This is a genomic window from Mycobacterium lacus, from assembly GCF_010731535.1.
Taxonomy (GTDB): Bacteria; Actinomycetota; Actinomycetes; order Mycobacteriales; family Mycobacteriaceae; genus Mycobacterium; species Mycobacterium lacus.
In genome coordinates, this window is the sequence record NZ_AP022581.1 from 3834563 (window position 1) to 3861536 (window position 26974).

At 69.1% G+C, this 26974-nt stretch carries 26 protein-coding genes and 1 pseudogene; 10 read left to right on the forward strand and 17 right to left on the reverse strand.

Annotated elements, in window-relative coordinates; genetic code table 11:
• Positions 1-81 precede the first annotated feature (81 nt).
• From G6N24_RS17665 to G6N24_RS17685, 5 genes are all read left to right on the forward strand, one after another.
• A complete protein-coding gene (locus tag G6N24_RS17665; protein ID WP_085161722.1) occupies positions 82-1326 on the forward strand; it encodes an inorganic phosphate transporter in 1245 nt (414 codons plus the stop codon).
• Positions 1323-1613, forward strand: coding sequence for a hypothetical protein (locus G6N24_RS17670; protein WP_085161721.1), 291 nt, complete (start codon positions 1323-1325; stop codon positions 1611-1613). The genes G6N24_RS17665 and G6N24_RS17670 overlap by 4 nt, the downstream gene beginning before the upstream one ends.
• Positions 1614-1673: 60 nt before the next feature.
• Positions 1674-1976, forward strand: coding sequence for a DUF3349 domain-containing protein (locus tag G6N24_RS17675; protein WP_085161720.1), 303 nt, complete (start codon positions 1674-1676; stop codon positions 1974-1976).
• Between the two features lie 68 nt (positions 1977-2044).
• Positions 2045-3133, forward strand: coding sequence for an o-succinylbenzoate--CoA ligase (gene menE / locus G6N24_RS17680; protein WP_232070819.1), 1089 nt, complete (start codon positions 2045-2047; stop codon positions 3131-3133).
• An 11-nt stretch (positions 3134-3144) separates the two neighbouring features.
• Positions 3145-4509, forward strand: a complete 1365-nt coding sequence (locus G6N24_RS17685; RefSeq protein ID WP_085161719.1) for a hypothetical protein — start codon at positions 3145-3147, stop codon at positions 4507-4509.
• Positions 4510-4522: 13 nt separating this feature from the next.
• Here G6N24_RS17685 and G6N24_RS17690 read toward each other — a convergent pair whose 3' ends face one another.
• From G6N24_RS17690 to G6N24_RS17700, 3 genes are read right to left on the reverse strand one after another with little or no spacing between them, the layout of a single operon-like run.
• Positions 4523-5194: a TIGR04282 family arsenosugar biosynthesis glycosyltransferase gene (locus tag G6N24_RS17690; protein ID WP_085161718.1), complete on the reverse strand. Its 672-nt coding sequence runs from the start codon at positions 5192-5194 to the stop codon at positions 4523-4525.
• Positions 5191-5847 (reverse strand): glycosyltransferase family 2 protein, encoded by a 657-nt coding sequence (locus G6N24_RS17695; protein WP_085161717.1) that lies wholly within the window; start codon positions 5845-5847, stop codon positions 5191-5193. Before G6N24_RS17695 ends, G6N24_RS17690 begins: the two co-directional genes overlap by 4 nt.
• A gap of 31 nt (positions 5848-5878) precedes the next feature.
• Complete coding sequence (locus G6N24_RS17700) at positions 5879-7699, reverse strand: hypothetical protein (RefSeq protein WP_179963442.1); 1821 nt, start codon at positions 7697-7699, stop codon at positions 5879-5881.
• Positions 7700-7987: 288 nt separating this feature from the next.
• Between G6N24_RS17700 and G6N24_RS17705 the strand changes: the two genes are divergently transcribed.
• Positions 7988-9658: a DUF7937 domain-containing protein gene (locus G6N24_RS17705; RefSeq protein ID WP_139822477.1), complete on the forward strand. Its 1671-nt coding sequence runs from the start codon at positions 7988-7990 to the stop codon at positions 9656-9658.
• Between the two features lie 3 nt (positions 9659-9661).
• Here the strand turns inward: G6N24_RS17705 and G6N24_RS17710 are convergent, their stop codons facing one another.
• On the reverse strand, positions 9662-10711 hold the full coding sequence (locus G6N24_RS17710) for an NAD-dependent epimerase/dehydratase family protein (protein WP_085161715.1): 1050 nt from the start codon (positions 10709-10711) through the stop codon (positions 9662-9664).
• Positions 10708-11484, reverse strand: a complete 777-nt coding sequence (locus G6N24_RS17715) for an S-methyl-5'-thioadenosine phosphorylase (protein ID WP_197743096.1) — start codon at positions 11482-11484, stop codon at positions 10708-10710. The genes G6N24_RS17710 and G6N24_RS17715 overlap by 4 nt, the downstream gene beginning before the upstream one ends.
• Positions 11485-11558: 74 nt before the next feature.
• Here G6N24_RS17715 and G6N24_RS17720 point away from each other — a divergent pair, with 74 nt between their 5' ends.
• Complete coding sequence (locus tag G6N24_RS17720; RefSeq protein ID WP_085161736.1) at positions 11559-12437, forward strand: 1,4-dihydroxy-2-naphthoate polyprenyltransferase; 879 nt, start codon at positions 11559-11561, stop codon at positions 12435-12437.
• 40 nt (positions 12438-12477) lie between these two features.
• Positions 12478-13494: a beta-ketoacyl-ACP synthase III gene (gene fabH, locus G6N24_RS17725; RefSeq protein ID WP_085161713.1), complete on the forward strand. Its 1017-nt coding sequence runs from the start codon at positions 12478-12480 to the stop codon at positions 13492-13494.
• A 24-nt stretch (positions 13495-13518) separates the two neighbouring features.
• Here fabH and G6N24_RS17730 read toward each other — a convergent pair whose 3' ends face one another.
• Positions 13519-13851 (reverse strand): DUF4229 domain-containing protein, encoded by a 333-nt coding sequence (locus tag G6N24_RS17730; RefSeq protein ID WP_085161712.1) that lies wholly within the window; start codon positions 13849-13851, stop codon positions 13519-13521.
• Positions 13852-13897: 46 nt separating this feature from the next.
• Here G6N24_RS17730 and G6N24_RS17735 point away from each other — a divergent pair, with 46 nt between their 5' ends.
• Positions 13898-14059, forward strand: coding sequence for a hypothetical protein (locus tag G6N24_RS17735; protein ID WP_139822476.1), 162 nt, complete (start codon positions 13898-13900; stop codon positions 14057-14059).
• On the opposite strand, the pseudogene G6N24_RS17740 reads toward G6N24_RS17735, so the two are convergent.
• The 7 genes and pseudogenes from G6N24_RS17740 to hemL form a co-directional block, all read right to left on the reverse strand.
• Positions 14055-15390 (reverse strand): annotated as a pseudogene (locus G6N24_RS17740) (MinD/ParA family ATP-binding protein); the annotation flags it as partial. The gene G6N24_RS17735 and the pseudogene G6N24_RS17740 overlap by 5 nt on opposite strands.
• 28 nt (positions 15391-15418) lie before the next feature.
• On the reverse strand, positions 15419-16405 hold the full coding sequence (gene ccsB, locus G6N24_RS17745) for a c-type cytochrome biogenesis protein CcsB (RefSeq protein ID WP_085161710.1): 987 nt from the start codon (positions 16403-16405) through the stop codon (positions 15419-15421).
• Complete coding sequence (locus G6N24_RS17750; protein WP_232070596.1) at positions 16402-17961, reverse strand: cytochrome c biogenesis protein ResB; 1560 nt, start codon at positions 17959-17961, stop codon at positions 16402-16404. Before G6N24_RS17750 ends, ccsB begins: the two co-directional genes overlap by 4 nt.
• A 113-nt stretch (positions 17962-18074) precedes the next feature.
• A complete protein-coding gene (locus G6N24_RS17755; RefSeq protein ID WP_085161708.1) occupies positions 18075-18848 on the reverse strand; it encodes a cytochrome c biogenesis CcdA family protein in 774 nt (257 codons plus the stop codon).
• On the reverse strand, positions 18845-19441 hold the full coding sequence (locus G6N24_RS17760) for a TlpA family protein disulfide reductase (RefSeq protein ID WP_085161707.1): 597 nt from the start codon (positions 19439-19441) through the stop codon (positions 18845-18847). The genes G6N24_RS17755 and G6N24_RS17760 overlap by 4 nt, the downstream gene beginning before the upstream one ends.
• Before the next feature lie 2 nt (positions 19442-19443).
• Positions 19444-20052 (reverse strand): histidine phosphatase family protein, encoded by a 609-nt coding sequence (locus G6N24_RS17765; RefSeq protein ID WP_085161706.1) that lies wholly within the window; start codon positions 20050-20052, stop codon positions 19444-19446.
• Positions 20052-21437 carry a glutamate-1-semialdehyde 2,1-aminomutase gene (hemL, locus tag G6N24_RS17770; protein WP_085161705.1) on the reverse strand — a complete coding sequence of 462 codons (1386 nt, stop codon included), beginning with the start codon at positions 21435-21437 and terminating at the stop codon, positions 20052-20054. The genes G6N24_RS17765 and hemL overlap by 1 nt, the downstream gene beginning before the upstream one ends.
• A 183-nt stretch (positions 21438-21620) precedes the next feature.
• On the opposite strand from hemL, the gene G6N24_RS17775 reads away from it, so the two are divergent.
• Positions 21621-22964, forward strand: coding sequence for an HNH endonuclease signature motif containing protein (locus G6N24_RS17775; protein WP_085161704.1), 1344 nt, complete (start codon positions 21621-21623; stop codon positions 22962-22964).
• Positions 22965-23133: 169 nt separating this feature from the next.
• Here the strand turns inward: G6N24_RS17775 and G6N24_RS17780 are convergent, their stop codons facing one another.
• Genes G6N24_RS17780 through G6N24_RS17795 form a run of 4 tightly spaced genes read right to left on the reverse strand, consistent with a single transcriptional unit; the run spans position 23134 to position 26964 of the window.
• Positions 23134-24129 carry an Rv1681 family radical SAM protein gene (locus G6N24_RS17780; protein ID WP_139822479.1) on the reverse strand — a complete coding sequence of 332 codons (996 nt, stop codon included), beginning with the start codon at positions 24127-24129 and terminating at the stop codon, positions 23134-23136.
• Positions 24126-24944, reverse strand: coding sequence for an Rv1680 family SBP-like protein (locus tag G6N24_RS17785; RefSeq protein WP_085161702.1), 819 nt, complete (start codon positions 24942-24944; stop codon positions 24126-24128). The genes G6N24_RS17780 and G6N24_RS17785 overlap by 4 nt, the downstream gene beginning before the upstream one ends.
• Before the next feature lie 8 nt (positions 24945-24952).
• Positions 24953-26074: an Rv1679 family acyl-CoA dehydrogenase gene (gene fadE16, locus G6N24_RS17790; RefSeq protein WP_085161701.1), complete on the reverse strand. Its 1122-nt coding sequence runs from the start codon at positions 26072-26074 to the stop codon at positions 24953-24955.
• Positions 26074-26964 (reverse strand): Rv1678 family membrane protein, encoded by an 891-nt coding sequence (locus tag G6N24_RS17795; protein ID WP_085161735.1) that lies wholly within the window; start codon positions 26962-26964, stop codon positions 26074-26076. Before G6N24_RS17795 ends, fadE16 begins: the two co-directional genes overlap by 1 nt.
• Between the last annotated feature and the right edge of the window lie 10 nt (positions 26965-26974).

Below are 26974 nucleotides of genomic sequence, written 5' to 3' on the forward strand. Positions count from 1 at the left end.
GACGACGAGTCGAAATATACCTGCGTTTCAGCTACGTCTTTGATCGACAACGGAATACACCGAACAGCAGAATCAGGGCCTGTGACCATCGAGCTTTTCCTCTTGATCATCGTCGTCATCACGGCACTTGCGTTCGACTTCACCAACGGATTTCACGACACCGGCAACGCGATGGCCACCTCCATCGCCAGCGGCGCGCTGGCGCCCAAGGCGGCCGTGGCATTGTCCGCGGTGCTGAACCTGATCGGCGCGTTTCTGTCCACCGCCGTCGCGGCGACAATCGCCAAGGGCCTGATCGACTCCAACCTGGTGACCCTCGAGTTGGTGTTCGCCGGCCTGGTCGGCGGCATTGTGTGGAACCTGCTGACGTGGCTGTTGGGCATCCCGTCGAGCTCGTCGCACGCCCTGATCGGAGGCATCGTCGGGGCCACCATCGCCGCCGTCGGCGGGCACGGGGTGATCTGGCAGGGCGTAGTGTCCAAGGTGGTCATCCCCGCGATCGTGGCCGCGCTGCTGGCCATAGTCGTCGGGGCGATGGCCACCTGGACGGTCTACCGGTTTACGCGCGGTGTCCCGGAGAAGCGCACCGACACGGGGTTCAGGCGCGGCCAGATCGGCTCGGCGTCGCTGGTCTCGCTAGCGCACGGGACCAACGACGCGCAGAAGACGATGGGCGTGATCTTCCTGGCGCTGATGTCCTACGGTGCGGTCGGCAGGACCGCCGCCGTGCCGCCACTGTGGGTCATCGTGTCGTGCGCCATCGCGATGGCCGCAGGTACCTACCTCGGGGGCTGGCGGATCATCCGCACCCTGGGCAAGGGACTCGTCGAGATCAAGCCGCCGCAAGGCATGGCCGCCGAATCGTCCTCGGCCGCGGTGATTCTGCTCTCCGCCCACTTCGGCTACGCGCTGTCGACGACACAGGTCTGCACCGGTTCGGTTCTGGGCAGCGGGCTGGGCAAGCCCGGTGCCGAGGTGCGTTGGGGGGTTGCCGGCCGGATGGCGACCGCGTGGCTGGTCACGCTTCCGTTGGCCGGGTTCGTCGGGGCGGTCACCTACTGGATCGTGCACCTCATCGGCGGATATCCGGGCGCGATGATCGGCTTCTCACTGTTGGTCGCGGCCGCAGTTGCCATCTACCTGCGGTCGCGCCAGGTCAAGGTCGACCACAACAACGTCAACGCCGAATGGGAGGGCAGCCTGACCGCCGGGCTCGAAGGCTGGGACGGCCGTAGGGCACCCTCCGACATGGGCCCTAAAATGGGCACCCGCTCGCCCCGGTTCGGCCCGGACGACGACACGATCAGCGCGGGAATCGTTTCATGAGCGCCTGGTTCAACTACGACGCCACCCTGAAGATCCTGCTCTTCAGCCTGCTGGCCGGTGCCGCGCTGCCGGCGCTGTTCGCACTCGGGGTGCGGCTGCAGGCTGCCGGCGCCGGCGACATCAGGGCCGGCGGCGGCGCGCCACATCGCAACCCGGTCCTCGTCGCGATCGCCTGGGCGATCTACGCCGTGGTTCTTGCGGTGATCATCATCGGGGTGCTCTATATTGCGCGGGATTTCATCGCGCATCACACCGGCTGGGCTTTCCTTGGAGCCAAACCCAAGTAATGTCAAATGTGTCCATGACATAGGGTTTGTCGGGGGTCCCGAGGGGAAGTTGCAAACAGCGTGAACCGATTCCTCACCTCGATCGTCTCGTGGCTGCGCGCGGGCTATCCGGATGGCATTCCGCCGACGGACACCTTCGCGGTGCTCGCGCTGCTGGCCCGCCGATTGACCAACGACGAAGTCCAGGCCGTCGCCAACGAGCTGATGCGGCGCGGCGAGTTCGACCAGATCGACATCGGTGTGGTGATCACCCAATTCACCGACGATCTGCCGTCGCCGGAGGACATCGAGCGAGTGCGGACGCGGTTGGCCGCCAAGGGCTGGCCCCTCGATGCGGCTCGCGACACCGAGGACCACACATAGCCGTCCTGCGCGCGCTGCGCGTCCCGCCGGGTTCCGCCGTCCGGGTGCTCCTGCCCGCCCTGCGGCGGGTGCTGGACGGCCGCGATCCCGCGATGGTCGCGGTGGGGGCCCCTGGCGAGAGCGAATCGGCACTGTCTGCCTTGCGGGTGGGCGAAGAGATCGACGACGACGTGGCCCTGGTGGTGACGACCTCGGGAACCACCGGACCCCCGAAGGGCGCATTGCTCACCGCTGCCGCATTGACCGCCAGCGCGTCGGCAACCCACGACCGGCTTGGCGGAGCGGGCAGCTGGCTGCTGGCCGTGCCCCCATACCACATCGCCGGGCTGCAGGTGCTAGTGCGCAGCGCGATCGCCGGTTCCATACCCGTCGAGCTGGACGTCACAGCCGGTTTTGACATCAGCCAATTGCCCAGCGCGGTAAAACAATTGGGCCCTGGCCGGCGATACACGTCGCTGGTCGCCGCGCAGCTGGCCAAGGCGCTCACCAGCCCAGCCGCCGCCGCAGCGCTGGCCGAATTGGACGCGGTGCTGATCGGCGGGGGACCCGCGCCCCGGCCGATCCTGGAGGCCGCCGCGGCGGCCGGCATCGCGGTGGTGCGCACCTACGGGATGAGCGAGACCGCCGGAGGCTGCGTCTACGACGGCGTCCCGCTCGATGGCGTCCAGCTGCGCGTGCAACCCGATGGCCGCATCGTGGTCGGGGGCGCGACGCTGGCCAAGGGCTATCGCAACCCGGTTCATCCCGACCCGTTTGCCGAGTCAGGCTGGTTTCACACCGATGACGTTGGCGCCGTGAATGATTCGGGCGTACTGCGGGTTTTGGGCCGCACCGACGAGGCCATTAGCACGGGCGGGCTGACCGTGCTGCCGCAGCCCGTCGAGGCCGCGTTGTGCACCCATCCCGCGGTGGCGGACTGTGCGGTCTTCGGGCTCGCCGACGACCGGCTGGGCCAGCGGGTGGTCGCCGCGGTTGTGGTGCGCGACGGTTGTCCGGCGCCGACGCTGGACGCGCTGCGGGCCCATGTCGCCCGCACCCTGGACGCCACCGCGGCACCGCGCGAGCTGCACATCGTCGAGGCGCTGCCGCGACAAGGCATCGGCAAGATCGACCGCACGGCGCTGGTGCGCCGATTCGCCGGGACGGGCGACCAATAGGCTGATCTGTCGTGAGGATCGCGCGCCGGGAGGCATGGGCCGTCGCCGTCGGCCTCGTCCTGGTGGCGGCCGCGTTCGCGCTGCCCCGGATGAACGTGGGCGTCAAACCGCGGTCCGACATCGGTCTGGAGCGGTTCGGCGTGCGTGCCGGCGCCGCACCGATCTTCGGCTATTGGGACGCCCACGTCGGCTGGGGCACCGCGCCGGCGATTCTCCTGGCCGTGGCCGCCGTGGCGTGGGGTCAGGTTGCGGCACAACGGCTTTCGTGGCCGATTCTGACACTTGGCACCTGGGCCACCGCCTGCGCGTGGGCGCTTTCGCTGGCAATGATCGACGGTTGGCAGCGCGGCTTCGCCGGCCGGCTGACCACTAGGGACGAGTATCTGTCGCAGGTTCCCGGCATCACCGACATCCCGGCCGCGTTGCGCACGTTCTCGAGCCGGATCCTCGACTTCCGGCCGGACTCCTGGGTCACCCATGTCTCCGGGCATCCGCCGGGCGCGCTGCTGACGTTCGTGTGGCTGGACCGTCTCGGGTTGCGCGGCGGCGCCTGGGCAGGACTGCTCTGCCTGCTGGTCGGCTCCAGCGCAGCGGCGGCCGTGGTGATCGCCGCGCGGGCGTTGGCCGGCGAGCAGACGGCGCGGCGGGCCGCGCCGTTCGTCGCGGTGGCGCCGACGGCGATCTGGGTTGCCGTCTCGGCCGACGGATACTTCGCGGGCGTCGCGGCGTGGGGCATCGCGCTGCTGGCGGTGGCGGTGCACGGGACGGCTCGATTCCCCGCGCTGGTGGCGGCCGGCGCGGGCGTGTTGCTCGGCTGGGGGGTATTCCTCAGTTACGGCTTGATGCTGATGGGGCTTCCGGCGTTGGCGGTCCTGGTGTCCTCGGGCAACGGGAGGGCCGACCGGCGAGCCGCCCTGCGGGCGGTGGGCCCGGCCACCCTGGCGGCGGTGGCGGTGGCGGCGGCCTTCGCCGTGTCCGGGTATTACTGGTTCGACGGCTATGATCTTGTGCAGCAACGCTATTGGCAGGGAGTCGCCAAGGATCGCCCGTTCCAGTACTGGTCCTGGGCCAACCTAGCAGCAACGGTGTGCGCCATCGGGCTGGGCAGCGTCGCCGGCATCGGCCGGCTGTTCGATCGGAACGCCATCCGGCGCCGATCCGGTTTGCACCTGCTGCTGCTGGCAGTGCTGGCCGCCGTCATCTGCGCCGATGTGAGCATGCTGAGCAAGGCCGAGACCGAACGGATCTGGCTGCCGTTCACCGTCTGGCTGACGGCCGCGCCGGCCCTGCTACCGCTGCGGTCGCACCGGCTGTGGCTGGCGGTCAACGCCGCCGGCGCCCTGCTGCTGAACAGCGTCATCTTCACGAACTGGTAAGCGGCATCCGGCCTCAGAGGCCGGCCGCACGCGTGACGCGCGCAAACCGGCTTCCCGGTGCGCAGGCGTCACGCACCGCGGCGACGTCGCCGACGACGTCGAAGTCCGCCAGTCGTCGCACCGGTGTCACGTCAATACCGTTGTCGCGCAATGCCTTCAGCGTGAGTTCGCCGGTGTCCGGCTGGGACATCGGGACGCTGCGCAGACACTCGGCCGCCGCCGGGGTGTGGACCCCGAGGGCCCACCATCCGCCGTCGCGCGCCAACCCGAGCACCGCCGGCGCCTCGAGCAAACGGCGCGCGCACTCGGCCAGCAACTCGGCGGTCACCTGCGGGGTGTCCATCCCGATTTGCAGCACTGGCTGACGGGCGAAACGTAGGCCGGCGTCGGCGTGTGCGTTGGCGAGCCGGTCGGCGAAGCCGTCGCCGCGCTGGCCGATCACCGCGAACGACTCCAGCCGCTGCCGGATTTGGCCGGCGCTGGCCGCTGCCTCCAAGTCGCCGGTAAGCGCCACCACCCGCGCGGCGACGGGTGCGGCGGCCACCGCGTCCAGCGTGTCGAGCAGCGCGGCTGCGGCGATCTCGGCGGCGACGCGGTCGCCGATCGTCGCGGCCAGCCGCGTCTTGGCCCGTCCGGGCTCCGGCGCCTTGGCGACCACCAGCACGGTCACCGGCAGACAGCTCACGAAATCACCTTCCAGAAGTCGAGGATCGCGGTGATGCTGCCCCGCAGTGAACCGCTGACCTTGGATTTGCCGCCCGTCCGCGGGCCGTACCGGACGTCGAGTTCGACCACGCGCCATCCGGCGGCCGCGGCGCGGACGAGCAGTTCCAGCGGATACCCCGACCGCCGATCGACGACTCCCAGAGTCAGCAGGGCCTCCCGCCGCGCGACGCGCATGGGCGCGACGTCGTGCACCGGCAGGCGGTGCCGGGTGCGCAACCGCCAGCTCATTACCACGGTGCCGACCCGGGCGACCCACGGCCAGTGCAGCCCGGGCACCGGACGCCGCCGTCCGACCACCAGATCGGCGCCCCGTTCGAGTGCGGCGACCAGCCGGGGCAGGTCGCCGGGATCCATCGACCCGTCGGCGTCGAGGACCGCGACGATCGGGGTCGACGCGGCAACCACGCCGGCATGCACGGCCGAGCCGTACCCGGGCCGCGGTTCCGCGACCACCTGGGCGCCGTGGCGGGCGGCGACCCCGGCGGTGTCGTCGGTGCTGTTGTTGTCCACCACCAGCGCCCGATACCCGGCGGGAACAGCCGCCAGCACCGCAGGCAGCGACTCCTCCTCGTTGAGACAAGGCAGCACCACCGTCACCGCGCCGTCGGGCATGCACATCGACTTTAGGGGGGCGGCTGGGTGATCAGAACCCGCCGAACGAGTGCCCGGAGTGGCCTCCGCCGCTGCCGCCGGTGCCACCGCCGCTGCTGCCGCCGGTGCCACCGCCGCTGCCGCCGCCGGTGCCGCCGGTGCCACCGCCACCGCTGCCGCCGGTGCCGCCGGTGCCACCGCCACCGCTGCCGCCGGTGCCACCGCCGCTGCCGCCGCCGGTGCCACCGCCGCTGCTGCCGCCGGTGCCACCGCCGCTGCCACCGCCAAGCGGCGGCTGCGGAGCGGGGGCCACGGTCTGCGGAGCCGGGGCCACGGTCTGCTGCTGGGTCGGTACCTGCTGGGTCGGTACCTGGGTCGGCTGCTGCGTGGGCTGTGGAGCCACCGTCGTCGGAGCCACCGTCGTCGGGGGGACGGTCGTCGGGGGGACGGTCGTCGGGGGGACGGTCGTGGTGATCGGGGCCATCGTCGTCGGCGGCGTCGTGGGTGGCGTGGTCGGCGGCGTCGTGGGTGGCGTCGTCGGTGGCGTCGTCGGCGGCGTCGTGGGTGGCGTCGTGGGCGGGGTCGTCGGCGGCGCGGTGGGCACCGTCGGCATCCCCGGCTGCCAGCCCGGATAGGGAAGGATGATCGGGACCGGGATGGGTACGGGGGCGGGCACCACACCCGGAGCAGCCGGTACTGGAGCCGGCGCAACCGGCGCAGGTGCCGGTTGGGGGGCACGGACGGCCGGGATGGAACCGCCCTGGAACCCTAAAGTGGGCGCATCGGCGGGAGGCGGCGGCACGGGCGCCTGCTGCTGAGTCGGCAGCAGCGGCATGAACTTCCCCGGCTGAGCGTTCTGGTGCCCCTCGACCGGCTGCGAAGCCGCCGTCGGCCGGATGGTGACCGCCACGGCCACCGCCAGCGAAGCGAACCCGATGACCGCGAAGGCAACGACCGCGTTGCTGATCAGCAGCGACCGCCTGCTCAGCGGTGGACGAGCCCCGGTTTCGTCATCCTCCTCGAACTCCTCGAACTCGTCGCCATAGTCGCCATGGCCCTCGTAACCCTCCACGGGAAGCAGCTCGTAATCGCCGGCCTGGGAGTACGCCAGCTGCGGCTCTTCACCCGCGCCGGACTGCGCTCCCCCGGCCGGTGGGGAGGCCGGTGGGAGGACCGTCGTTGCATCCCCGCCCAGGGCCGGTTGAGCCGACGTCGCGCTCGCGGCGCCGGCACCACCAAACGTCACTGCCGCGCCGGCCGTGATCGCCGCACCCCGGGCCAGCGCAAAGGTGGGATCCTCGGGAATCTCCACGCGCATGGTCGTGTCGCCGTCAAGCCGGCCGGTGAAAAGCGCGGTTTGCTCAGCGGACGGACCGACCAGGATCACCTGCTCGGGCGCCGCTTGGGCGGGGATCTGCGCCATCAACGTGTCGAACGTGGACGTCGCGTCGCCCGTTACCGGCGCGGCGGCCAGCAGGGTGGGCGGCGCGCCCGCACAATCCACCATCGACAGGCTCGCCGTCTCCTCGCCGACCAGCAGTATCGCCGACCCGGCACGTGCCGGACCCAGCAGCGCACTGGCCGCCTGCGACTCCGAGACCACCTCGACGTTCAGGACACCGGAGTCGTCCAACGCCTGGCGCAGCTCGTCGACCTCGTCCTGATCTGACCAGCACAGCCGAGTCGCGACCAGCCGGTGGTTCTCGTCGGCCAACAACCGATTCGTACCGACCACGGTCTCGGTCAAGACCGCCACCGGGTTGTCCGCCAGGTCGACCGAGGACTGGTCGATCACGGCATTCCCGCCGCCCGGCTCGACCATGACGAAGCGCGCTACCCGATCCGCGACCGCCACCCCCAACACGACGTCCATTTGCGGCTCTCCTTCGGCTGGCTACCCCACAACCAGCAATGTCCCGGCATCACTACACTTCGATACCGTTGGCAGTATCCGTCATTCGGGCGCAAGGTTTCCCTATGAGCGCAGCGTAGCTGGAACCCCAATTAGCGGGGACAGTCACAGCGGAACTCACAGCCACGGCCACGTCATCCGAACGGAGAATATGTTCGCAACCGAACAACGCAACGGGTCCGGCAGGGGGTTCCCCCACGGCAGCTCCGAGCCCGCGGCGGCAGCAACCGACTTCGATCCCTGGGGGGCATGGTGAGCCTGAGCAGCGACGACACGCCGACCGGCCCTCTTACGGGCGCCCGAGCACAACAGGCACCACCCGCCGCCGGCCCGGGTCAGCTGTCGTTTCCGGGCCCGCCGGCGTCCGGGCACTTGACGCGAAGACGAACCGGCCTGCGCGACCTGACGGCAGCCGCCTTCGTGGTGGCCGCGCTGTTCTTCCCGTGGAACCTCTATTTCGGCTTCCGAATCCCGGGCAGTCGCACCTGGTCATGGCTGGTCCTGTTGCTGGTGACGGCGCTGTCGCTGATGTCGCTGGCCTTGTCTCGCGCGCAATTGAACCCTGTCGTCGCCGGCCGGCTTCGCCTGGCGCTCAACATCCCGTATCTGCTGCTCTTGGTGGCCTTCGTCGGCTACGACGTGTTTGAGACCATCCGGTCCGGCGGCACCGTGCACGTGCCGGGTGGTGTCGGGCCGGGCGGATGGCTGGGCGTCGTCGGCTCGCTATTGGCTGCGCAACCCGTGCCGACCAGTCCAACCGTGGACGAATACGGAAATCGCAGGTGGCTCCGGGCGGCCCGGATCATCGGCTACGCGTCGATGTTCGGTGCGGCGCTCAGCTGCGGCTTCAATCTGTGCTGGCGCATCCGATATGCATTGCGCGGCTCCGACGGTTCAGTCGCCTTTGGCACACAGAACGTCGCGGTCATCGCGACGGCGGTGGTGTACGGCGTGGTCGCACTGACTGCTGTCCTGGTCGCGTCGCGATGGATTCTTCGGGAAACCACCGCTTCTCGGCTCGCGGTCCTCGCGCTCGGAGCCTCGACGGTGGTTGCCGGGATCATTGTGTGGATCCTGCCGATCGGCCGGGAGATCGATGCGTTCCACGGCATAGCGCAGAACACGTCGACAGCCGGAGTCGGCTACGAGGGTTATCTGGCGTGGGCGGCGGCCGCGGCGCTGTTCGCGCCGCTGGCACTGTTCGGCACGAATACCCGGAGAGATCAAGACGTCTGGCGTACGGCAATCCGAAAAGGCTTGCTGCTCATCGTTGTTTGGTGTCTGGGCTCGGTGCTGATGCGAGTCACCGATCTCGTCGTCGCGGTGATGTTGAATTACCCGTACTCGCGCTACGACACCTTGACCCTGGCCGCGTTCGATCTGACCACCGCGGTCCTTGCACTCTGGCTTCGCGTCAATCTGGCCAACGATGCGCTGCGCGCACGGCTGCTGGCGGCACTGAGCGGATTTCTGTTCACCCTCACGGTTTCTCGCGTCATCGTGGGCATTGCGCTGGCGCCGCGGTTCCAAGAATCCCCCGGCGCACCGCCGAACCCGGTCTACGGAAACAACCTCGCCCAGCAAATCACCAGCACCTTCGATGTCGTGCTGTGCGGTCTGGCGGCGTGCATTCTGGCCGCCGTCATCGTCGCCGCACGCATCCGACGTCCGCGGCGACGGGTACGACGGGTACGACGGGTGCGACGGCCGGTTCAGCCGGGCGCCGGCTCCAGACCGCCCGGTGGTCCGCTGCCGCCGTCGGAGGCCACAACGACCCGATTCGGGGTTGCCGGCGACGACCACAATGCGCCCACCGCTGTCCTTTCCGGGGGGGCTCGATCGCCCCGGATCTTCAGATCAGGCGAGTCAACGCGGCAAGAGCGTCCGAAGATCTTCCGTCCGCCGGGCAGCCCGCCGTAGCGATCAGCGCAGTGGCGCGAACGCAAACTCGCGCAGTCCCGCGCGCGGATCGACGGCGGCGCGGAAACCCAGCACATCGGCGGCCCGCTCGGGATCGGCGACGATGTGGCGCACGTCGCCGCTGCGGTACCGCCCGGTGATGACCGGCGACACCGTGCCGTCAGGGCCGCCGCGGGCATCGCACAGCGCGGTGGCCACCTGCAGAATCGAGATGGGCCACCCGGAACAGACGTTGACCGCGGTGAACCCGGGGCGGCCAGCTTCCAGCAGATGCGCCGCCGCGAGGTTGGCGGCGGCCACGTCGTCGACGTGGACGAAGTCACGCATCTGGCCGCCGTCCTCGAAAACCGTTGGTGGCTCACCTTTTTCGAGTGACGAGCGGAAGATCGCCGCGACGCCCGAGTATGGGGTGTCGCGCGGCATCCCGGGGCCGTAGACGTTGTGGTAGCGCAGTGCCACCACCGAGCCGCCCGTCGCCTCCGACCACGCCAGCGCGTAATGCTCCTGCGCGGTCTTGCTGGCCGCGTACAGGCTGCGCGGCCGCAGGGGGGCGTCCTCGTCGACCAGCCGCCAGCTGACCGGCTCCCCGCAGGCCGGGCAAAGATGCTCGAAGATCCCGGCGTCGAGGTCGGCGCGCCGCCGCGGCAGCGGGTCGACCAATCCATGCTCGGCGCAGTGGTAACGGCCCTGCCCATAGACCACCATCGACGACGCCAGCACCAGGCGGCGCACCCCGGCGGCGAACATCTGCGCCAGCAGCACCGAGGTCGCGAAATCGTTGTGACCCCCGTAGGCGGGCGCGTCGGCGGCGTCCACGCCGGCGCCCACCATCGCCGCCTGGTGGCACACCAGGTCGACACCGGCCAGCAGCGGGGCCAGCGCGTCGGCGTCGCGAACGTCGACCCGTTGGCATCCCGGTGGTAACACCGCGTTTTCCCCGTGCGCGGCGGGCAGCAGCGCGTCGATGCCCAGCACCTCGTGACCCGTGGCCCGCAGCGCCGCACTCACCCGCGATCCGATGAAGCCGGCCGCACCGGTCAGCAGCACCCTCACGGCAGCTCGAACGGCAACGCAACACCGGCGTGGTGCCGACAGTGCTCGCAGGTTCGCTCGGCCTCCACCCGATCGATCGCCGCCCGCACCAGGTTCTTGAGCAGCTCGATGTTTTCCCCGAATCCGGCGAACACGTCGGCGGCTTTGACACCGTCGCCGATGGCCACGCCGGCGTCCACGTCGGTCACCAAAGCGATTGCCGCATAGCACAATTCGAGCTCCCGCGCGAGGATCGCCTCCGGATAGCCGGTCATGTTGACCAGACTGAACCCGGCGGAGGCGAACCACTGACTTTCCGCCCGGGTGGAAAACCGCGGGCCCTCGATGACCACCATGGTGCCGCCGTCGACCACATCGGGCAGGCCGGTGACCGCGGCCCGCAGCGTCGGGCAGTACGGATCGGCGAAGCTGGCGTGGACACCGCCGGAGTCGAAATAGGTGTCGGCCCGGCCGGTGGTGCGGTCGACCAACTGGTCGGGCACCACCACGATGCCCGGCCCGAGTTCGGGGTTCAGGCTGCCGACCGCGCACGGCGCGAAGACCCGCCGTACGCCGAGGGCGCGCAGGGCCCACATGTTGGCCCGGTACGGCACGGTGTGCGCCGAGTACTCATGATGTGCCCCGTGTCGGGGCAGGAAGGCGACTTCGTGTTGCCCGATGATGCCGATCGTGATCGGGGCACTGGGCTGGCCGTACGGGGTGTCCGGATTGACGGTGCGCACGTCTGCTCCCAAGAAGGTGTAGAAGCCGCTGCCACCGATCACTGCAAGCATCCGCCCATTGTCGTGCATGCCCCGGGTTCGATGGCATGCACCGGGCAACGGCTGCATCCTGGCAGGATGCTCTCGTGGCCAGTTTCGCGCAGTGGATCGCCGGCGCGCGTCCGCGGACGCTGCCGAACGCGGTGGCGCCGGTGATCGCGGGCACCGGCGCCGCGGCCTGGCTGCATGCCGCCGTGTGGTGGAAGGCGCTGCTGGCGCTGGCCGTCGCGGTCGCGCTGGTCATCGGGGTCAACTACGCCAACGACTACTCCGACGGCATCCGCGGCACCGACGACGAGCGGGCCGGCCCCGTGCGGTTGGTCGGCTCCCGGTTGGCGACGCCGCGGGCGGTGCTCATCGCCGCGATTGCGGGGCTGGCCGTCGGTGCGGCGGCCGGTTTGGCGCTGGCACTCTGCAGCGCGCCGTGGCTGCTCGTCGTCGGCGCGGTTTGCATCGCCGGGGCGTGGCTGTATACCGGCGGGTCGAAGCCCTACGGCTATGCGGGCTTTGGCGAGGTCGCGGTGTTCGTGTTCTTCGGCCTGATCGCGGTGCTCGGCACCCAATACACGCAGGCATCGCGGGTGGACTGGGTGGGTCTGGTGCTGGCAGTGGCGACGGGGGCGTTGTCGTCGTCGGTGCTGGTCGCCAACAACCTGCGCGACATCCCCACCGACGCGGTGTCGGGTAAGTTCACCCTGGCGGTGCGCCTGGGCGATGCCCGCACCCGGGTGTTGTACCAGGTGCTGCTGGCCACTGCGGGGATCGTGACGCTGGTCCTGATGGCGGCGACGCCGTGGTGCGCCGCGGGACTAGCGGCCGCGCCGCTGGCCCTGCGCGCGCTTGCGCCCGTGCGGTCCGGACGGGTTGGGCCCGAGTTGATCCCGGTGCTGCGCGATACCGGCCTGGCGATGCTGCTGTGGGCGATCGCGGTGGCGGGGGCGTTGGCGTTTGGCCGGCTGGGCTAGCTTCGAGTGTGCACTCAGACAAGACCAACCGAGGACGGGTATGACCGAGATCGCCACGACCAGTGGTGCCAAGAACATCGGATTGCTTTCTGTGGGGGCGTACCGCCCTGAGCGTGTCGTCACCAACGACGAGATATGCGAGAACATCGACTCGTCGGACGAATGGATCTACACCCGGACCGGAATCAAGACGCGCCGGTTTGCCGCCGACGAGGAATCCGCCGCTTCGATGGCGGCCGAGGCCTGTCGACGGGCGCTCTCGAACGCCTCACTGTCCGCGGCCGACATCGATGGCGTGATCGTCACCACCAACACCCATTTCCTGCAAACCCCACCGGCCGCCCCGATGGTCGCGGCGGCGCTGGGTGCCAATGGTGTACTCGGATTCGATATCTCCGCGGGGTGCGCCGGATTCGGGTACGCGCTGGGCGCGGCGGCCGACATGATCCGGGGCGGAGGCGCCGCCAAGATGCTGGTGGTCGGCACGGAAAAACTGTCCCCCACAATCGACATGCATGACCGCGGCAACTGCTTCATCTTTGCCGACGGCGCGGCCGCGGTGGTGGTGGGCGAAACACCATTCCAAGGCATCGGACCGACCGTTGCGGGTAGCGACGGCGAACAGGCCAGTGCCATCCGGCAGGACATCGACTGGATCACTTTTGCCCAGAATCCGGGTGGCCCACGGCCGTTTGTGCGGCTCGAAGGTCCCGCGGTCTTCCGTTGGGCGGCATTCAAAATGGGCGATGTGGGTCGGCAGGCAATGGACGCCGCCGGGGTCGGACCCGATCAGATCGACGTGTTCGTACCTCATCAAGCCAATAGCCGCATCAATGACCTGCTGGTCAAGAACCTGCAGCTGCGGCCGGACACAATCGTCGCCAACGACATCGAGCACGCCGGAAACACGTCGGCGGCGTCCATTCCCTTGGCGATCGCACAACTCATGGAGACGGGCGCGGCCAAGCCGGGCGATCTGGCCCTGCTGATCGGCTACGGCGCGGGCCTCAGCTATGCCGCGCAGGTCGTACGGATGCCGCTGCACAGCGACGCCTGAGCGCCCGTTTTGCGCAACGGGCGCTTACTCCCCGTCGGGATTGTCGGGCGGTGTCTCGCCGCGCAGCCGGGCCCGCAACTGTTCGCGTTCCCGGCGCCGGCGCTCGCCCGCGATTGCCAGCGCGGCGGTGGCGCGCCGACGCAACGGGCTGAACACCCAGATGCCCAACGGCATCGCGATGATCAGCGCGAACAGCACGGCGACGACAACCGGGAATTCGTTGACACCGAGCGCTCGCGCCACGCCATAGATCACGCCGGCGAGCACAACCGCCAACAGCAGCCGGGCCACTGCGTAGAGCACTATGTCGACGGCGCCTCGACCGCCAGTTGCCTTGCCGTTAGCCGCTTGTGACACAGGTCGAGCCTACGGCGCGGGTATATTCGCTCCAAGGAGGTGTCGAGTGCTCTACCTGCTCCTCGTCCTGGTCTTGGGGACGCTGATATACATCGGCTGGCGCGTCGCGCGGTCTCAGGCCAACCGGCCGAAGACGCGCGTCATCGGGCCCGACGACGACCCCGAGTTCTTGTGGCGGTTGGGACGCGGCGACGACAACCCGCGCTAGACCCGCGCTTAGACCGTCGGGGCTCTACCAGGGAACCCGTCGGCGATGGTTGCCGCCAATTCGGTGAGCGCCTCGCGCGTGTTTCGGTTCAACCGCTCCATGGTGATCTCGACACCCTCTTCGAGATGCGTGTCGAACGGCACCAACTGGACCGCGCGGGTGCGCCGCGAGAAGTGATCGACCACCTTCTGCATGTCAACCTTGCCCGGACGCGGTCGCACCCCGTTGATGACCGTGATCGCGTCGCGCACCAGGTCCTCGTAGCCGTGCGCATCCAGCCAATCCAGCGTCGCCGAGGCGCTGCGCGCGCCGTCGATGGAGGCCGAGCTGACCACGATCAGCACGTCGGCCTTGTCCAGCACCGCCGACATCGTCGAATGCAGCAGCCCGGTGCCGCAGTCGGTGATCACCAGGCCGTAGAACCGCTCCAGGATTTCCAGGGTGCGGGTGTAGTCGTCGGCGCTGAACGCCTCCGACACGGCCGGATCGCTTTCCGACGCCAGCACTTCCAGCCCGTCGGGACCCTGCGACGTGTAGCCACGCACATCGCTGTAGCGCAGGATCCGTTCGGCGTCACGCAGCAGACTGCGCACCGTGGCCGGCGTCTCCAACGGGACCTTGTCACTCATGGTGCCGCGGTCGGGGTTGGCGTCGACCGCCACCACCCGATCGCCACGCAGCGAGGCAAAGGTGGACCCGAGGATCGCGCTGATCGTGGTTTTGCCGACACCGCCCTTCAGCGAGAGCACCGCGATCCGGTAACAGCCCCGCAGCGGCCGGTTGACTTGGGCCACCAGGTTGTTGTGGCGCATGGCGCGGGGGCTCTCCCCCACATTGATCAGCTTGCCCGACATCACGTAGAGCAACCGGCGCCAGCCCTCCGACGGCGGCGGCTTGACCGGTCGCAGCAGCATGCTGGTGGACAGCTCCGGATACGGCGTCGGGGGCACCGGCTCCGGGCGGTACGGGGTCTGCGCGCGCCGAACGGGCCCGTCGGCCGCGCCACCGTAATAGCCCCCGAATCCGGCCGGGTCGACCCGGGGCAGGCCGGTCACCGGGGTTGCGTCCCACGGCGGCAGCTCGGCTGACGGCGCGGCCGGCGGCATCTCGGCGGGCGCCGGGGGCGGCACCATGGCCCGCGCGTCGGGTCTGGGCGACCGTCGCTCGGTGCGGAACCCGGTGAAGGATCGACTAGGTGCTTCGCCGCCCGGTTCAGCGGGGGGTTGGTCCGTGTAAGGCGGGGACGGCAACTGCGTGGTCGGGTGCTCCGCCCCGCCGTTCGCGTCGTAGCCTTCGGGCGCCCCCACGCCCGTCGGTGGATGCTCGGACACGTCCTGCCCCCTTTGTGGTCACGGACCGTCACCCCACGCCCGCGTACGAGTGCAGGCCGACGGTCACCAGGTTAACGAAGAACAAATTGAAGACCATCGCGACGAACCCGGCGACGTTGATCCACGCCGCCTTCCTGTCCCGCCAGCCCGCGGTCGACCTTGCATGCAGATACGCCGCGTATACCACCCAGGCGACAAAAGAAACGGTCTCCTTGGGATCCCAGCCCCAGTACCTGCCCCAGGCTTCCTCGGCCCAAATGGCGCCGAAAATCACTCCGAAACCGAATACCGGGAAGGCGAAGATCGTGGTTCGATAGGCGATCCGGTCCAGAGTCTGCGGGTCGGGAAACCGTTGGACCAAGCGGGTCAGGGTGCCTTGGGCCTCTTGTTGCTGGGGGGCGCCCAGCCGGGATGTCCGCAACAGGAACAGGATGCTAGCGATGCCGGCGACCAGGAAAACCCCCGATCCGAGGCTGACCACCGATACGTGGATGGGCAACCAGTAGGACTGCAGCGCGGGCATCACGGGCGCGGCGCTGGCGTAGAGCCACCGTCCGGACACCGTGAGCAGGACCAGCACCGGCAGCAGCAGGAAGACCCATAACGGGCGGTGTTGCGGGCGGCGCAACACGATCGCACCGGCCACCAGGCCGGACAAGCAGGTCAGGTTGATGAATTCGTACATGTTGCCCCACGGCACCCGCAAGGTGGCCAGGCCACGCAGCACGATGCAGGCAAACAGGAGCCCGATGCTGAGGTAGACCACCGCCAGCCCGGCCCGCCCGACGCGTTCGTCGAACGGCCGCTGCGGCGCGTCCATCACCACCCCGGGGGTGGCGCTGTCGGCGGCAACCGACGCGGTCAACACCAGCTCGCGGTCGACCACCCCGCGGCCGCGTACGTATGCCAACTCGAAGGCCAGCAGCAGCAGCGCGACGACCAGCGCCACCACGGTCGAGGTGAACGCCCAGTCGGAGTACCTCGAGAGGCCGATGTTGATGTGCGAGGTGTTCATGTGACCTCCACCTGAGGGCTCCTTCTGGACGTTAAGGACATCGAAGCTGTCGCTTCGTCAAGCCCGGCCAATAACCGCTCGGTCAGCCGCTCGAACTCGTCGCGCCACCCGGAGTTGTCGGTGCGCGCCAGGCCGCCCAGCTCGACGCTTACCGTACCGGCCTCGCGCGTCAGGCGAACCCACACCCGGCGTCGGCGCACCAGCAGCGACACCAGCAGTCCGGCCATCATCGTGATCGCGAAGACCAGCACCCATGTTTGGCCGGGGTCGTGGGAAACCTGCAGGTTGACGAACGGCACGGCGCCGTCGAAGCGGACGACCGTGCCGTCTTGGTCGAGCCGCACCTGCTCGCCGGCCCGCAAGTTGACCCGCTTTTCCTTGATCAGCCGGCCCTGTTCGATCAGCCGGGGATCCAGCGTGAACAACGACTGAGGGCGCCCGCTGTCCAGGCCGGTGTCGCCGCGGTAGATGTCGATGGCCACCGCGGGGTCGTCCAGCGCCGGGAAGCGCGACGACAGCAGGGTGCCGTCGAGCTGCTCGGTGGGCGCCAGCAGGCCCTGGATCGCGATCTCGTGCTTGCGGCGCTCGTCGGCGTTGGGATAGCTGCCGGCCGGCGGGTCGATCCGGGCTACGCCCGACGACAGCAGGGTCTGCGGGTTGTCGGGTCGCCATTGCACGGTCGACGTGCGGGTCTGCCCGTCGGGGAAGGTCACCGTGAAGGTGGGGGCGTAGCCGTGGCCCTGCAGGTACACCCGGTCGCCGCCGACCCGCAACGGGTGGTTGACCTCCAGCCGGTAGGGCCGCCAGCTGTTGGAGGTGGGGTCCGAAGTGGTCGGGTCGGCCTGGTAGTCGATATCGGCGGCGAACGACGTGGCCTGTCCGGACGGTAGGTAGCGCGCCTGAAAGTTGTTGACCCGGAGGCAAATTGGGCGCAAGGAGGTGCCGTCGACGGTGTTGCCGGCGCGGAACGAGTCGAATGCCGCCGGCGACGCTGAGCAGAAGCCGGGGCCACCGTCGGCGACGACGATCACGTTGCCCTCGTAGCCGAACAGCTTGCCGACAGCCACCGCGACCAACAGACCCAGCAGTGAGAAGTGGAACACCAGGTTGCCGAATTCGCGCAGGTAGCCCTTCTCGGCGGAGACCTCGACGGTGCCGCCCCGCTGCCTTATCGCCGTGCGCCAGCCACGCAGCCTTCCGACGATCGTGGTGGCGATGTTGTCGGGATCACCGGCGACCTGGCGGCGGGCGTGCTTGGGCAGCCGGGCGAGGTTGCGCGGGGCGGCCACCGGCGTGGTACGCAGGCTGCGGGCATGCTCGCTCACCCGTGGGGTCAGACAGCCGACCAGGGAAATGAACAGCAACACGTAGATGGCGGTGAACCAGAAGCTGGAGAACACGTCGAAGGCCTGCAACTCATTGAGCCACGGGCCGATCAGCGGATGGGCCTTCAGGTATTCCTCGACCTTGCCGGCGTTGAGGCTGCGCTGCGGCAGCAGCGCCCCGGGGATCGCTGCGAGCGCGAGCAGGAACAACAGCACCAGCGCGGTGCCCATCGACGTCAGCGAGCGCCAAGTGTTGCGCGTTTTTGCCGCGAGAAGACGCAAAAGCCCCCAAAATGGCCCATTTTGGGGTGCTTTTGCGTCTGCTCGCGCCACCTCGCGCGCCATCAAATCGGCAGCCTCACGTCGGAAACGAACGCATCGCGCATCCACGAGATGAGGTCGTTCCACACCCCGGTGACCAGCGCCGCACCCACAACGATCAGCAGCGCGCCGCCGAAAATCTGGATCGCCCGGGTATGCCGGCGCAGCCAGGCCAGACCGCCGACGGCCCCCGCCGAACCGAACGCCAGCAGCACGAACGGGATTCCCAGCCCCAGGCAGTAGGCGATCACCAGCACGATTCCGCGGGCCACGCTGGCGCCGTCGGTGGCCGACGCGACGGTGATCACCCCGGTCAGCGTCGGCCCCAGGCACGGCGTCCAGCCGAGCGCGAAGACCACGCCGAGCAGCGGCGCCCCGGCCACCGTCGTCAACTGCCGCGGGCTGAACCGGACCTGGCGCTGCAGGGCCGGGATGAGGCCCACGAACACTAGACCCATGGCGATCGTCAGCACCCCGCCAACCCGCTGTAATACCAGCCGGTTGGTGATGAGCGTGGTGGTCATGCCGAGGACGGCGACGGTGCCGAGCACGAACACGGCGGTAAACCCGGCCACGAACAGCGCGGCCGACCCGGCGACCCGCCACCGGGCCGGGGCTTTGATCGAGCCGGCGCCGTCAGCCTCATCCACACCAACCGCGGCCGCCAGGAACGACAGGTAGCCAGGCACCAGCGGCACCACGCATGGCGAGGCGAACGACACCAGCCCGGCCAGGAGGCACACGCCCAGTGCCACCAACAGCGGCCCGGCGGCGGCGACCTCGGTGAAACCGGTCATTGTCGCCCCGTCGAGGGTTGTTCGGCCGCCACCCGCTGGACCACCGGCTGCAGGTCCTCGGCCAGCAGTTCACGTAGAAATACCGCGGCGACCCGGTGCTGGCGGTCCAGCACCAGGGTGGACGGGATGACGGTGGTCGGGTATTTGCCACCGAACGCGATCAGGGTGCGCATCGCCGGGTCGTAGATCGACGGGAACGTCACGTGGCGGTCGATGACGAAATCCTGGGCCGCCTGCCGGTTGTCGCGCACGTCGATCCCGAGGAAAGTCACCGGGGAGCCCCGGGTGGCGTCGTAGACCCGCTGCAGTTGGGTGACCTCGGCCCGGCACGGTCCACACCACTGGCCCCACACGTTGACGACGATCACCTGGCCGGGAAAGTCGTCCAGCGACACCGTGCGTGCCGGACTCACCAGGTCCGGCCCGGACAGCGGTCCCGGGTGGCCGCGGCTGGCCGGCGGATCGTAGAAGATATCGGTTTTCCCGCCGGGTGAGACGAATTCGAAGGTGCCGCCCTGTGCGACGGCGTCGCGCCCCGAGCAGCCGGTGAGCAGGCCTGCCACTACCGCCCCGGTGATCGCCAACCGCCACATGGTCAGACGCCCGCCGGCTGGGAATAGACCACGTCGATCAACCGGTCACCGTCGTAGACGAAGGAGGTCACCGACGCCAGCGCGCACTCCCGACGCCGCGGGTCGTGCCAGAGCCGCCTACCGGTCAGGTGCATCCGCAGCGTCCATACCGGCAGTTGGTGGCTGACGCACACCACCTCGTGGCCCGCACCTCGGGCACGCGCCTTGTCCACCGCGGTCGTCATCCGGGCCGCGATCTCGACGTAGGGTTCGCCCCAGGACGGTGTGAATGGGTTGCGCAGATGCCACCAGAATCGCGGGTCCCGCCAGGCGCCGTCGCCCGGGCCGACTCGGCCGCCCTCAAAGAAGTTGGCAGATTCGATGAGGTCCGGGTCGGTGTCCACCGGCAGGTCGTGTTTCGCGGCGATGGGTGCGGCGGTCTCCTGCGCCCGCTGCAGCGGGGAGGCGATCACCGCGACGATGTCGCGATCGGCCAGGAAGTCGGCGACCTTGTCGGCCTGGGCGACACCAGTCTCGGACAGGTGATATCCGGGCAGCCGACCGTAGAGGATGCCGGTGGGGTTGTGGACCTCGCCGTGGCGCACCACGTGCACCTGGGTTTGCTCGGCCATCAGGGTCTGTCCTCACGTGCAGCCGCCCTGGCGGCCCGGCGGGCCGCAAAAGGCAGAGCGGCGGAGATCCGGTCGAACGCGGTGTCGTCGAGGGCGGCCGAGACAAACCACGCCTCGAAGGCGCTGCATGGCGGGTAGACACCGGCGTCCAGCAAGGCGTGAAAGAACGCTGGATATCGCCAGGTTTCGCTGGCCCGCGCCGACGCGAAATCGGTCACCGGCTGGTCCCCGAAGAACACGCTGAGCATGTTGCCGGCCCGTGGAATCTGGTGTGGCACACCGGCATCCGTCAGTGCCCCGGCTAGCAGCGCGGCCAGTCGGTCGGCGTTGGCATCCAGTGCGGCGTAGACCGCGCCATCGGCGGCGCGCAACGTTGCCAGCCCCGCGGCCGTCGCCACCGGGTTACCCGACAGCGTGCCCGCCTGATACACCGGCCCCAGCGGCGCCAGCCGCTCCATCACCTCGGCCCGCCCGCCGAACGCGGCGGCCGGCAGCCCACCGCTCATCACCTTGCCGAATGTGAACAGGTCGGCGGCGACCGGATCGATTCCGTACCAACCACTTCGGCTCACCCTAAAGCCAGTCATCACCTCGTCGATGATCAGCAGCGCGCCGTGTTCGGCGGTGATGGCACGCAGCCCCGCGTTGTAGCCGGGTGCGGGTGGGACGACTCCCATGTTGCCGGGGCTGGCCTCGGTGATCACGGCGGCGATCTGCTCGCCGAACCGGGCGAAGGTCTGCCGCACCGCGTCGATGTCGTTGTAAGGCAACACGATTGTGTCGGCCGCGGCGGCGCCGGTGACCCCGGGCGAGGACGGCAGCCCCCGCGACGATCGCGAGCGCGGCGAAGCCGGGCGCTGGAGGTCGTCACATAAGCCCAGCGTTGCCACGCCCGAACCCGCGTCGGCCAGCAGCGCATCCACATGACCGTGGTAGCAGCCGGAGAACTTGATGATCTTGGCCCGGCCGGTGAAGCCTCGGGCCAGCCGGACCGCGCTCATGGTGGCCTCGGTGCCGGAGTTCACCAGCCGTACCCGCTCGACCGGCGCCACCCGCCCGATGATCTCGGCGGCCAGCTCGGTCTCCGCCGGGGTCGGCGCCCCGAACGACAAGCCGTTGGCGGCGGCGTTGGCGACGGCGTCGACGACGGCGGGGTGCGCGTGGCCCAGGATCATCGGGCCCCACGAGCAGACGAGGTCGACGTAGCGGTTGCCGTCGGCGTCGGTGAGCCAGCAGCCGTGCGCTTCGGTGATGAAGCGTGGAGTGCCGCCCACCGCCGAAAAGGCCCGAACCGGGGAGTTCACCCCGCCGGGAATGACCGCGCAGGCATCCGCGAACAGCCGGGCCGAGGCCTTCACGGCGCGCGCTTGGTCAGTGCTACCCACGACGACCAGTGTTCCAGCCGCTGCGGCGCGTTCAACTACAGGGTGTAAGCGTTGGCGGTCGGGCCGGAGTTGGTGGAGTTGGGCGCCCGCGGCCGCGCCAGAGGTTTGTCCACACTTCGGCGTCTATCCACAGCTGTCGGCTTTGGGACGTTATCCGTGTCAGTGGTCGAATATGCTTCGAATATGCGTTCGATTGGTGTCCTGCTGGACGGGCTCGACGAGGCCGTGGCGGCGATCGGTGACGTCAACTTCGACGCCCTTGACCCCGTTGTCCGGCTGCGCGCGCTGGAGCGGCTGGAGACGGCTCGCCGGCGCCAGGTGGCGCTCAGTCACGATGTGATCGCGGGGCTGGCCAAGGAGGATCCCGCCGATATTGGCGGCCCGGTGCACAAGGTGGTCGCCGACTGGCTGCGGATCAGCTGCGCCGAGGCGCGCCGCCGGGTCCGAGATGTCGAACAGCTCTCGGCGCGGGTGACGCTGACCGGCCAGCAGTTGCCACCGGAACTGCCGGTCACCGCCGACGTGTGGCGCCACGGCATGCTCGACGGGCAGCACCTGCGGGTGATCCAGACCTTCGTGCGCGACCTGCCGCAGGACACACCGGCCGACACCGTCGAACACGCCGAACGATTTCTCGCCGACCAAGCCACCAAGTTGCGGCCCGACCAGCTGGAAAAGGTGGCGCACCGCTGTGCGCTGCTGATCAACCCCGACGGCAAATTCTCCGACGCCGACCGCGCACTTCGGCGCGGCTTTAGCTGGTGTGGCCAGCGCGCCGACGGGATGAGCATCGGCAAACTGGTCGCCTCCCCCGAACTGCGCGCCAACCTCGACGCCTGGTTCGCCCGCTTCGCCGCCCCCGGCATGTGCAACCCCGACGATGAGACCCCGTGCGTTAACGACCAACCCCCCGAGGCCACCGTCGGCAGCGACCGGCGCAGCCCCGCCCAGCGCCAACACGACGCCCTCAACGCTCTAGTCCGCGGCCAGCTGGGCGATCCGAAACTCGGCGTGCACAACGGCCTGCCGGTGACCGTCATCGTCTCCACCACGCTGGCCGAGCTGACCTCGGGTGCGGGCCGGGCGGTGACCGGCGGCGGAACCCTCATCCCGATGCCCGACCTGATCCGCATGGCCCGCCACGCCTACCACTATCTAGCCGTGTTCGACGAGCATTCCAGCCGCCCCCTGTATCTCGGCCGCACACGCCGCGTGGCCACACCGGATCAGCGCGTGGTCCTATATGCCAAGGACCGCGGCTGCACCCACCCCGGCTGCGACGTCCCCGGTTACTGGTGTGAAGTCCACCACGTCGACGACTGGGCCGCCGGCGGCCAAACCAACGCCGACAAGCTCACCTTCGCCTGCACCCCCAACCACAAACAGGCCGGACAAGGCTGGCGCACAAGAAAACTCCCCAACGGCCGCACCGAATGGATCCCACCACCACACCACGACCACGGCCAGGCAAGAACCAACGACTACCACCACCCCGAACGCCTCCTCACCGACGACGAGGACTGCTAAACAGCTTGGCTGGAGTACAACCGGCAAGCTTTACTAGGTATATGACGCACACGGCGGCCAACTAATTGGCGACCGGCGCAATCGTTGCCCCACGCGAGCTGGAGACGATCACCGGCGGGCGCGTGTCGGTGCCGGCACCGGTGGGCCGGACACGTCACTCGCGCAGTAACTATGCGCACGGGAACAGGGCGGCCGCATCGGCAGCCCGCGCCCACTGCTCGGCAAACAGCCGGCTCACCTCGTCCAGCGCCGGGGTCAGCGGTTCGATGGTGCGGGTAACCAGGGCCCGCTGGTCCGTGGCGGCCACCGGGTGCCAGTACACGCCGTCGGCGGTGACCGTCACCTCCGGAACGAGCGATTCGCGCGCGAGCGCCAACCCCTCGGACGCAACGCCCTCCAAGGCGATCGGCCGGACCAGCTGATCGGCCCGGGCGATGCCGAGCCCATCCAGGAAGTCGTGAAACGCCGCTAGTTCGCCGGGTCCGGGCGCCGCAACCGTGGCGGCCACGCGCACTCGGAAGCCGAGTGACAACGCCACACGGATCCCGGCGACGGCCTTGGCCCACGTCCCGGCACCTCGATGCGAGTCGTGCAGATCCGGTGTCGCCGAGTCCAGACTGATCTGCAAGGCGAGCCCAGTCCTGGGCAGCGACTCCAGCGCGCGCAGCCCGCGGCCCTTGAACACCATGCCGTTGGTGAGCACGGTGGTGGGCAGCGTGTCGAGACAGCTCCGGATGATCGTGCCGATGTCGGGCAGCAGAAACGGCTCACCGCCGGTGAGGAACAATTCGCGCACCCCCCAAGCCGCAGCCTCGCGGACCAGCCGGCCGATGCGCTCCGCACCGAGTTCGCGGTGCGGAGCGCTCGGTGACGACGACACGCAACAGTAATCGCAGGACAGGTTGCAGTGGAAGTTGGTGTACAGCCACAACCGCACTCCGGGCAGCCGGTCAGCGCCCAGGACGCTCGCGGGGTCGGGCGGACGGCCGCGCCGCACCACGAGGGTGCCGGCTCCCCCCTGGTCCACGTCGGCGCGCACCAGGGTGTTCCCGGTCCGCGCGCACCACCGCTCGGCGAGCTCACGGTCCCGTTCGCTGCGGACCGCAACCTCGGCGGTGGCTCCCTGCGCGAGACCACCCACCCGGCGCATCAGATCCAGGATCACCATCGCGGGTCGATACCCTGCTCCTCAACGGCCTCGAAAAGCGGCTTGTACCCGTCCAGGTGCGGAGACACCCAGCGTCGTAAACCCTCGAGCTCCAAGATCTTTCGATGCTCAGGGTCATCCCAGCTCATCGCCAGCAACCGGTCGAGCCACGGCTGGTAGCGGTCGGCGGGCAGCGTGTCCAGTGCGGTGAACATGCAGTGGCAGTAGCCGTCGGTGCGCCACACCTCGGCCAGCGAATCCCCCATCAGCTCCGAGGCGCCCATCGCCGCCCACGTCGAGCTGCCGATCGCCGCCACATCGGCCGCACCCGCCAGCACGGCGTCCACCGCGTCCAGCTCGCTGCGGCCGGTATCGCCGTGTTTGCCGATGTCGGTGTCGAAGCGGACGATCTGCAGCTCCGACTCGGCTACACCAGCCCGGCGCAGGTAATAGAGCGGCAAGATCGCCGCGTGCGCGGAGTCGGCGGACCCGAGCGCGAGGCGCTTTCCGGCGATGTCACCGGCCCCCCGCAGCCCACTGCCCGCACGGGCCACAAACACGGTGGTGTAGTCGACGTCCGTATCGCGCTGGGCCAGCGCCGTGCAGTGCCCACCCGTCTGCAGCACGGTCCGCACGTAGGCGAGATTAGTGTTCCACGCAATGTCGATGTGCCCGGCGATCAGCGAATCGACCAGCCGCGCGTAGTTGGAGTAGAGCACGAAATCCATTTGCCCGTCCGGGCTTTCCTGGAAGTAGCTTCGGATTCCCTCCCAGATCGGTACGACGTTGGGTGTGTAAGCGACTGCCCCGATGACGAGCGGATCGGCTGACATAACCCCTCCTAGAAGAGCGGCAGGCCGGTGACGGCCCTGCCGTAGAAGTCGTACAGCGCGTCGGCGGTTGGCGCCATCACCGCCCCCGCCCGAGCGTCACGGAAGGCACGCTCGATGGGCAGATGCTTGGAGAACGCGGCACCGCCACACACCCGCATCGCCGACTCGGTGATGGTCAGCGCGGCGTCGTTGGCCGATGCCTTCACGCCCAGCACGTGCGTCAAGGTGGCGTCGTCGGGCGAGCTCACGCTGTCGGCGACCAGGGCCAGATACGCCTTTTGCGCCGCCAGCGCGGTCCCCATCCGGGCGATCTGAGCGCGGATCGTCGGCAGCTCGGCCAGACTCCCGCCGAGATGTTCCAGCCGGGCACTCGCGACGTGCTTGACCGCGGCGGAGGTGGCAGCCGTGGCCAAACCCAGTGAGACGGCGGCGTTTCCGAGATTGAACCACGGCAGCACCGTTTCCATCATGGTGCCGAATCCGCCGCCGAGTGCGCCGAGGCGATATGAGGACGGGACGCGGATGTCGACAGCCATTGGCGCAGAAGCATTTCCCCGCATACCCATGCCGGTGAAGCTGCCGGACACGCGCAGGCCCGGTGTGTCGGCCGGAACAGCGTAGAGATCAACGTCTCCCGCGGTGCCGTTCGCCGAACCGGCTGACACGACATAGACGTCCGCGAAGCCCGCCGAGGTCACCCAGCTCTTGTCGGCCCGCACAACGATGTGGTCACCGTCGGCCGTCGAGGTGGACACCGGCGCCCAGAAGTGCGAGCGGGAGCCCTTCTCGCTGAACGCCAAGGTGCCGAGTTGTTTTCCGGAAGCCATGTCCGCCAACAGATCCGGCAGACCCGTCGGCGGCGCCGCGGCGACCGTGACGGCGGCGGCGACGTGCATCAAGTAGATCATGGCGGTCGATCCACAGGAGGCCGAAAGTTGGGCGACGGCTTCGGTGAATTCCACTGGGCCCGCACCCATTCCGCCGACCTCGCGGGGCAGCACCAGGCCAAGGAGCCCGGTCGCCCGCAGCGCATCCACGGACTCGGCCGGGAAGGAACCGTCGGCATCCACCCGCTCGGCGTGTTCTGCAGCGATCGCAATGGCGTCCTGTAACGCCTCGGGTGCGACCATTACGCCCCTTTCACCCGTGTCATCCTGGAACCTGCCGCCAGGCCTACCACCGCGGCGCACACGAAAATCGCTGCGGTGGTGTTTGTTCCGCCGAGCCAGACTGAAGCCCTGCCGACTTGCGCATAGATCGAAATGGCGGCGACCACCGCGACCGCGGCCGCGGCGATCGCGAGCACGCGCACTTGTGTCGCGGCCAGCATCGGCAGCGCGATCCCGATCAGCAACAGCGCGCCGCGAACGTTGTAATCGCCGAGCGAAAACTCCAAGGGCCTGATGCCGACGTTGGCGGGTTTGCCGCTGGCAAGACTACGCCAAACGCCGATAAGACCGATCAGCCCCAGCACGATCCCCCAGCCGCCAAGCAGCCGGCGGCCCGCGACAGGCGTTCTCGCCGCGCGCACGGCGTCGACGGCGGCGTAGCGGGCACACGGGGTGAGCAACAAGACGACGTGGATGCCGAGCAGCATCGCGTACGACCACGGCCATTCCCCGGGCGACTCGGCCACCGACAGCCCTATCGCGAGTGACTGCCCGATGCCGATCAATGCGGCCAGCCGCACAGCCGTGCCCGTCAGCAGCAGCACCGCCAGCGCGGACTCGGTGACCAACACTGCCCACCCGAATGCGGTGAAATTCGGGAGCACCAGGTGCTCGACCGCCCAGCTGAACGGTTTGAACACCGGATGCTCGACCGCCAGGTGCGTGAAGTGGTACAGCCCACCGCGGCTGCGCTCGCCGAAGTCCGGTGGCACCTTCCAGACCACGTTGTAGAGCCAGATCAGCCCGGCCAGCAGCCGCAGGCCGGACAGCGCGATCAGGCCGCCGGTCGCCGGGGGCGACCCGGGGGACAACAACAGATCCGTTCCGCGACGAACACCGGCCGCCCTCATGCCCTGCAGT

Coding starts and splice junctions, on each gene's coding strand:
- G6N24_RS17670 (WP_085161721.1), top strand. CDS start 1,323: ATGAGCGCCTGGTTCAACTACGACGCCACCCTGAAGATCCTGCTCTTC.
- G6N24_RS17695 (WP_085161717.1), bottom strand. CDS start 5,847: ATGCCCGACGGCGCGGTGACGGTGGTGCTGCCTTGTCTCAACGAGGAG.
- G6N24_RS17700 (WP_179963442.1), bottom strand. CDS start 7,699: ATGGACGTCGTGTTGGGGGTGGCGGTCGCGGATCGGGTAGCGCGCTTC.
- G6N24_RS17705 (WP_139822477.1), top strand. CDS start 7,988: ATGGTGAGCCTGAGCAGCGACGACACGCCGACCGGCCCTCTTACGGGC.
- G6N24_RS17715 (WP_197743096.1), bottom strand. CDS start 11,484: ATGCTTGCAGTGATCGGTGGCAGCGGCTTCTACACCTTCTTGGGAGCA.
- fabH (WP_085161713.1), top strand. CDS start 12,478: ATGACCGAGATCGCCACGACCAGTGGTGCCAAGAACATCGGATTGCTT.
- ccsB (WP_085161710.1), bottom strand. CDS start 16,405: ATGAACACCTCGCACATCAACATCGGCCTCTCGAGGTACTCCGACTGG.
- G6N24_RS17750 (WP_232070596.1), bottom strand. CDS start 17,961: ATGGGCACCGCGCTGGTGCTGTTGTTCCTGCTCGCGCTCGCAGCGATC.
- G6N24_RS17755 (WP_085161708.1), bottom strand. CDS start 18,848: ATGACCGGTTTCACCGAGGTCGCCGCCGCCGGGCCGCTGTTGGTGGCA.
- G6N24_RS17760 (WP_085161707.1), bottom strand. CDS start 19,441: ATGTGGCGGTTGGCGATCACCGGGGCGGTAGTGGCAGGCCTGCTCACC.
- G6N24_RS17765 (WP_085161706.1), bottom strand. CDS start 20,052: ATGGCCGAGCAAACCCAGGTGCACGTGGTGCGCCACGGCGAGGTCCAC.
- G6N24_RS17775 (WP_085161704.1), top strand. CDS start 21,621: ATGCGTTCGATTGGTGTCCTGCTGGACGGGCTCGACGAGGCCGTGGCG.
- G6N24_RS17785 (WP_085161702.1), bottom strand. CDS start 24,944: ATGTCAGCCGATCCGCTCGTCATCGGGGCAGTCGCTTACACACCCAAC.
- fadE16 (WP_085161701.1), bottom strand. CDS start 26,074: ATGGTCGCACCCGAGGCGTTACAGGACGCCATTGCGATCGCTGCAGAA.
- G6N24_RS17795 (WP_085161735.1), bottom strand. CDS start 26,964: ATGAGGGCGGCCGGTGTTCGTCGCGGAACGGATCTGTTGTTGTCCCCC.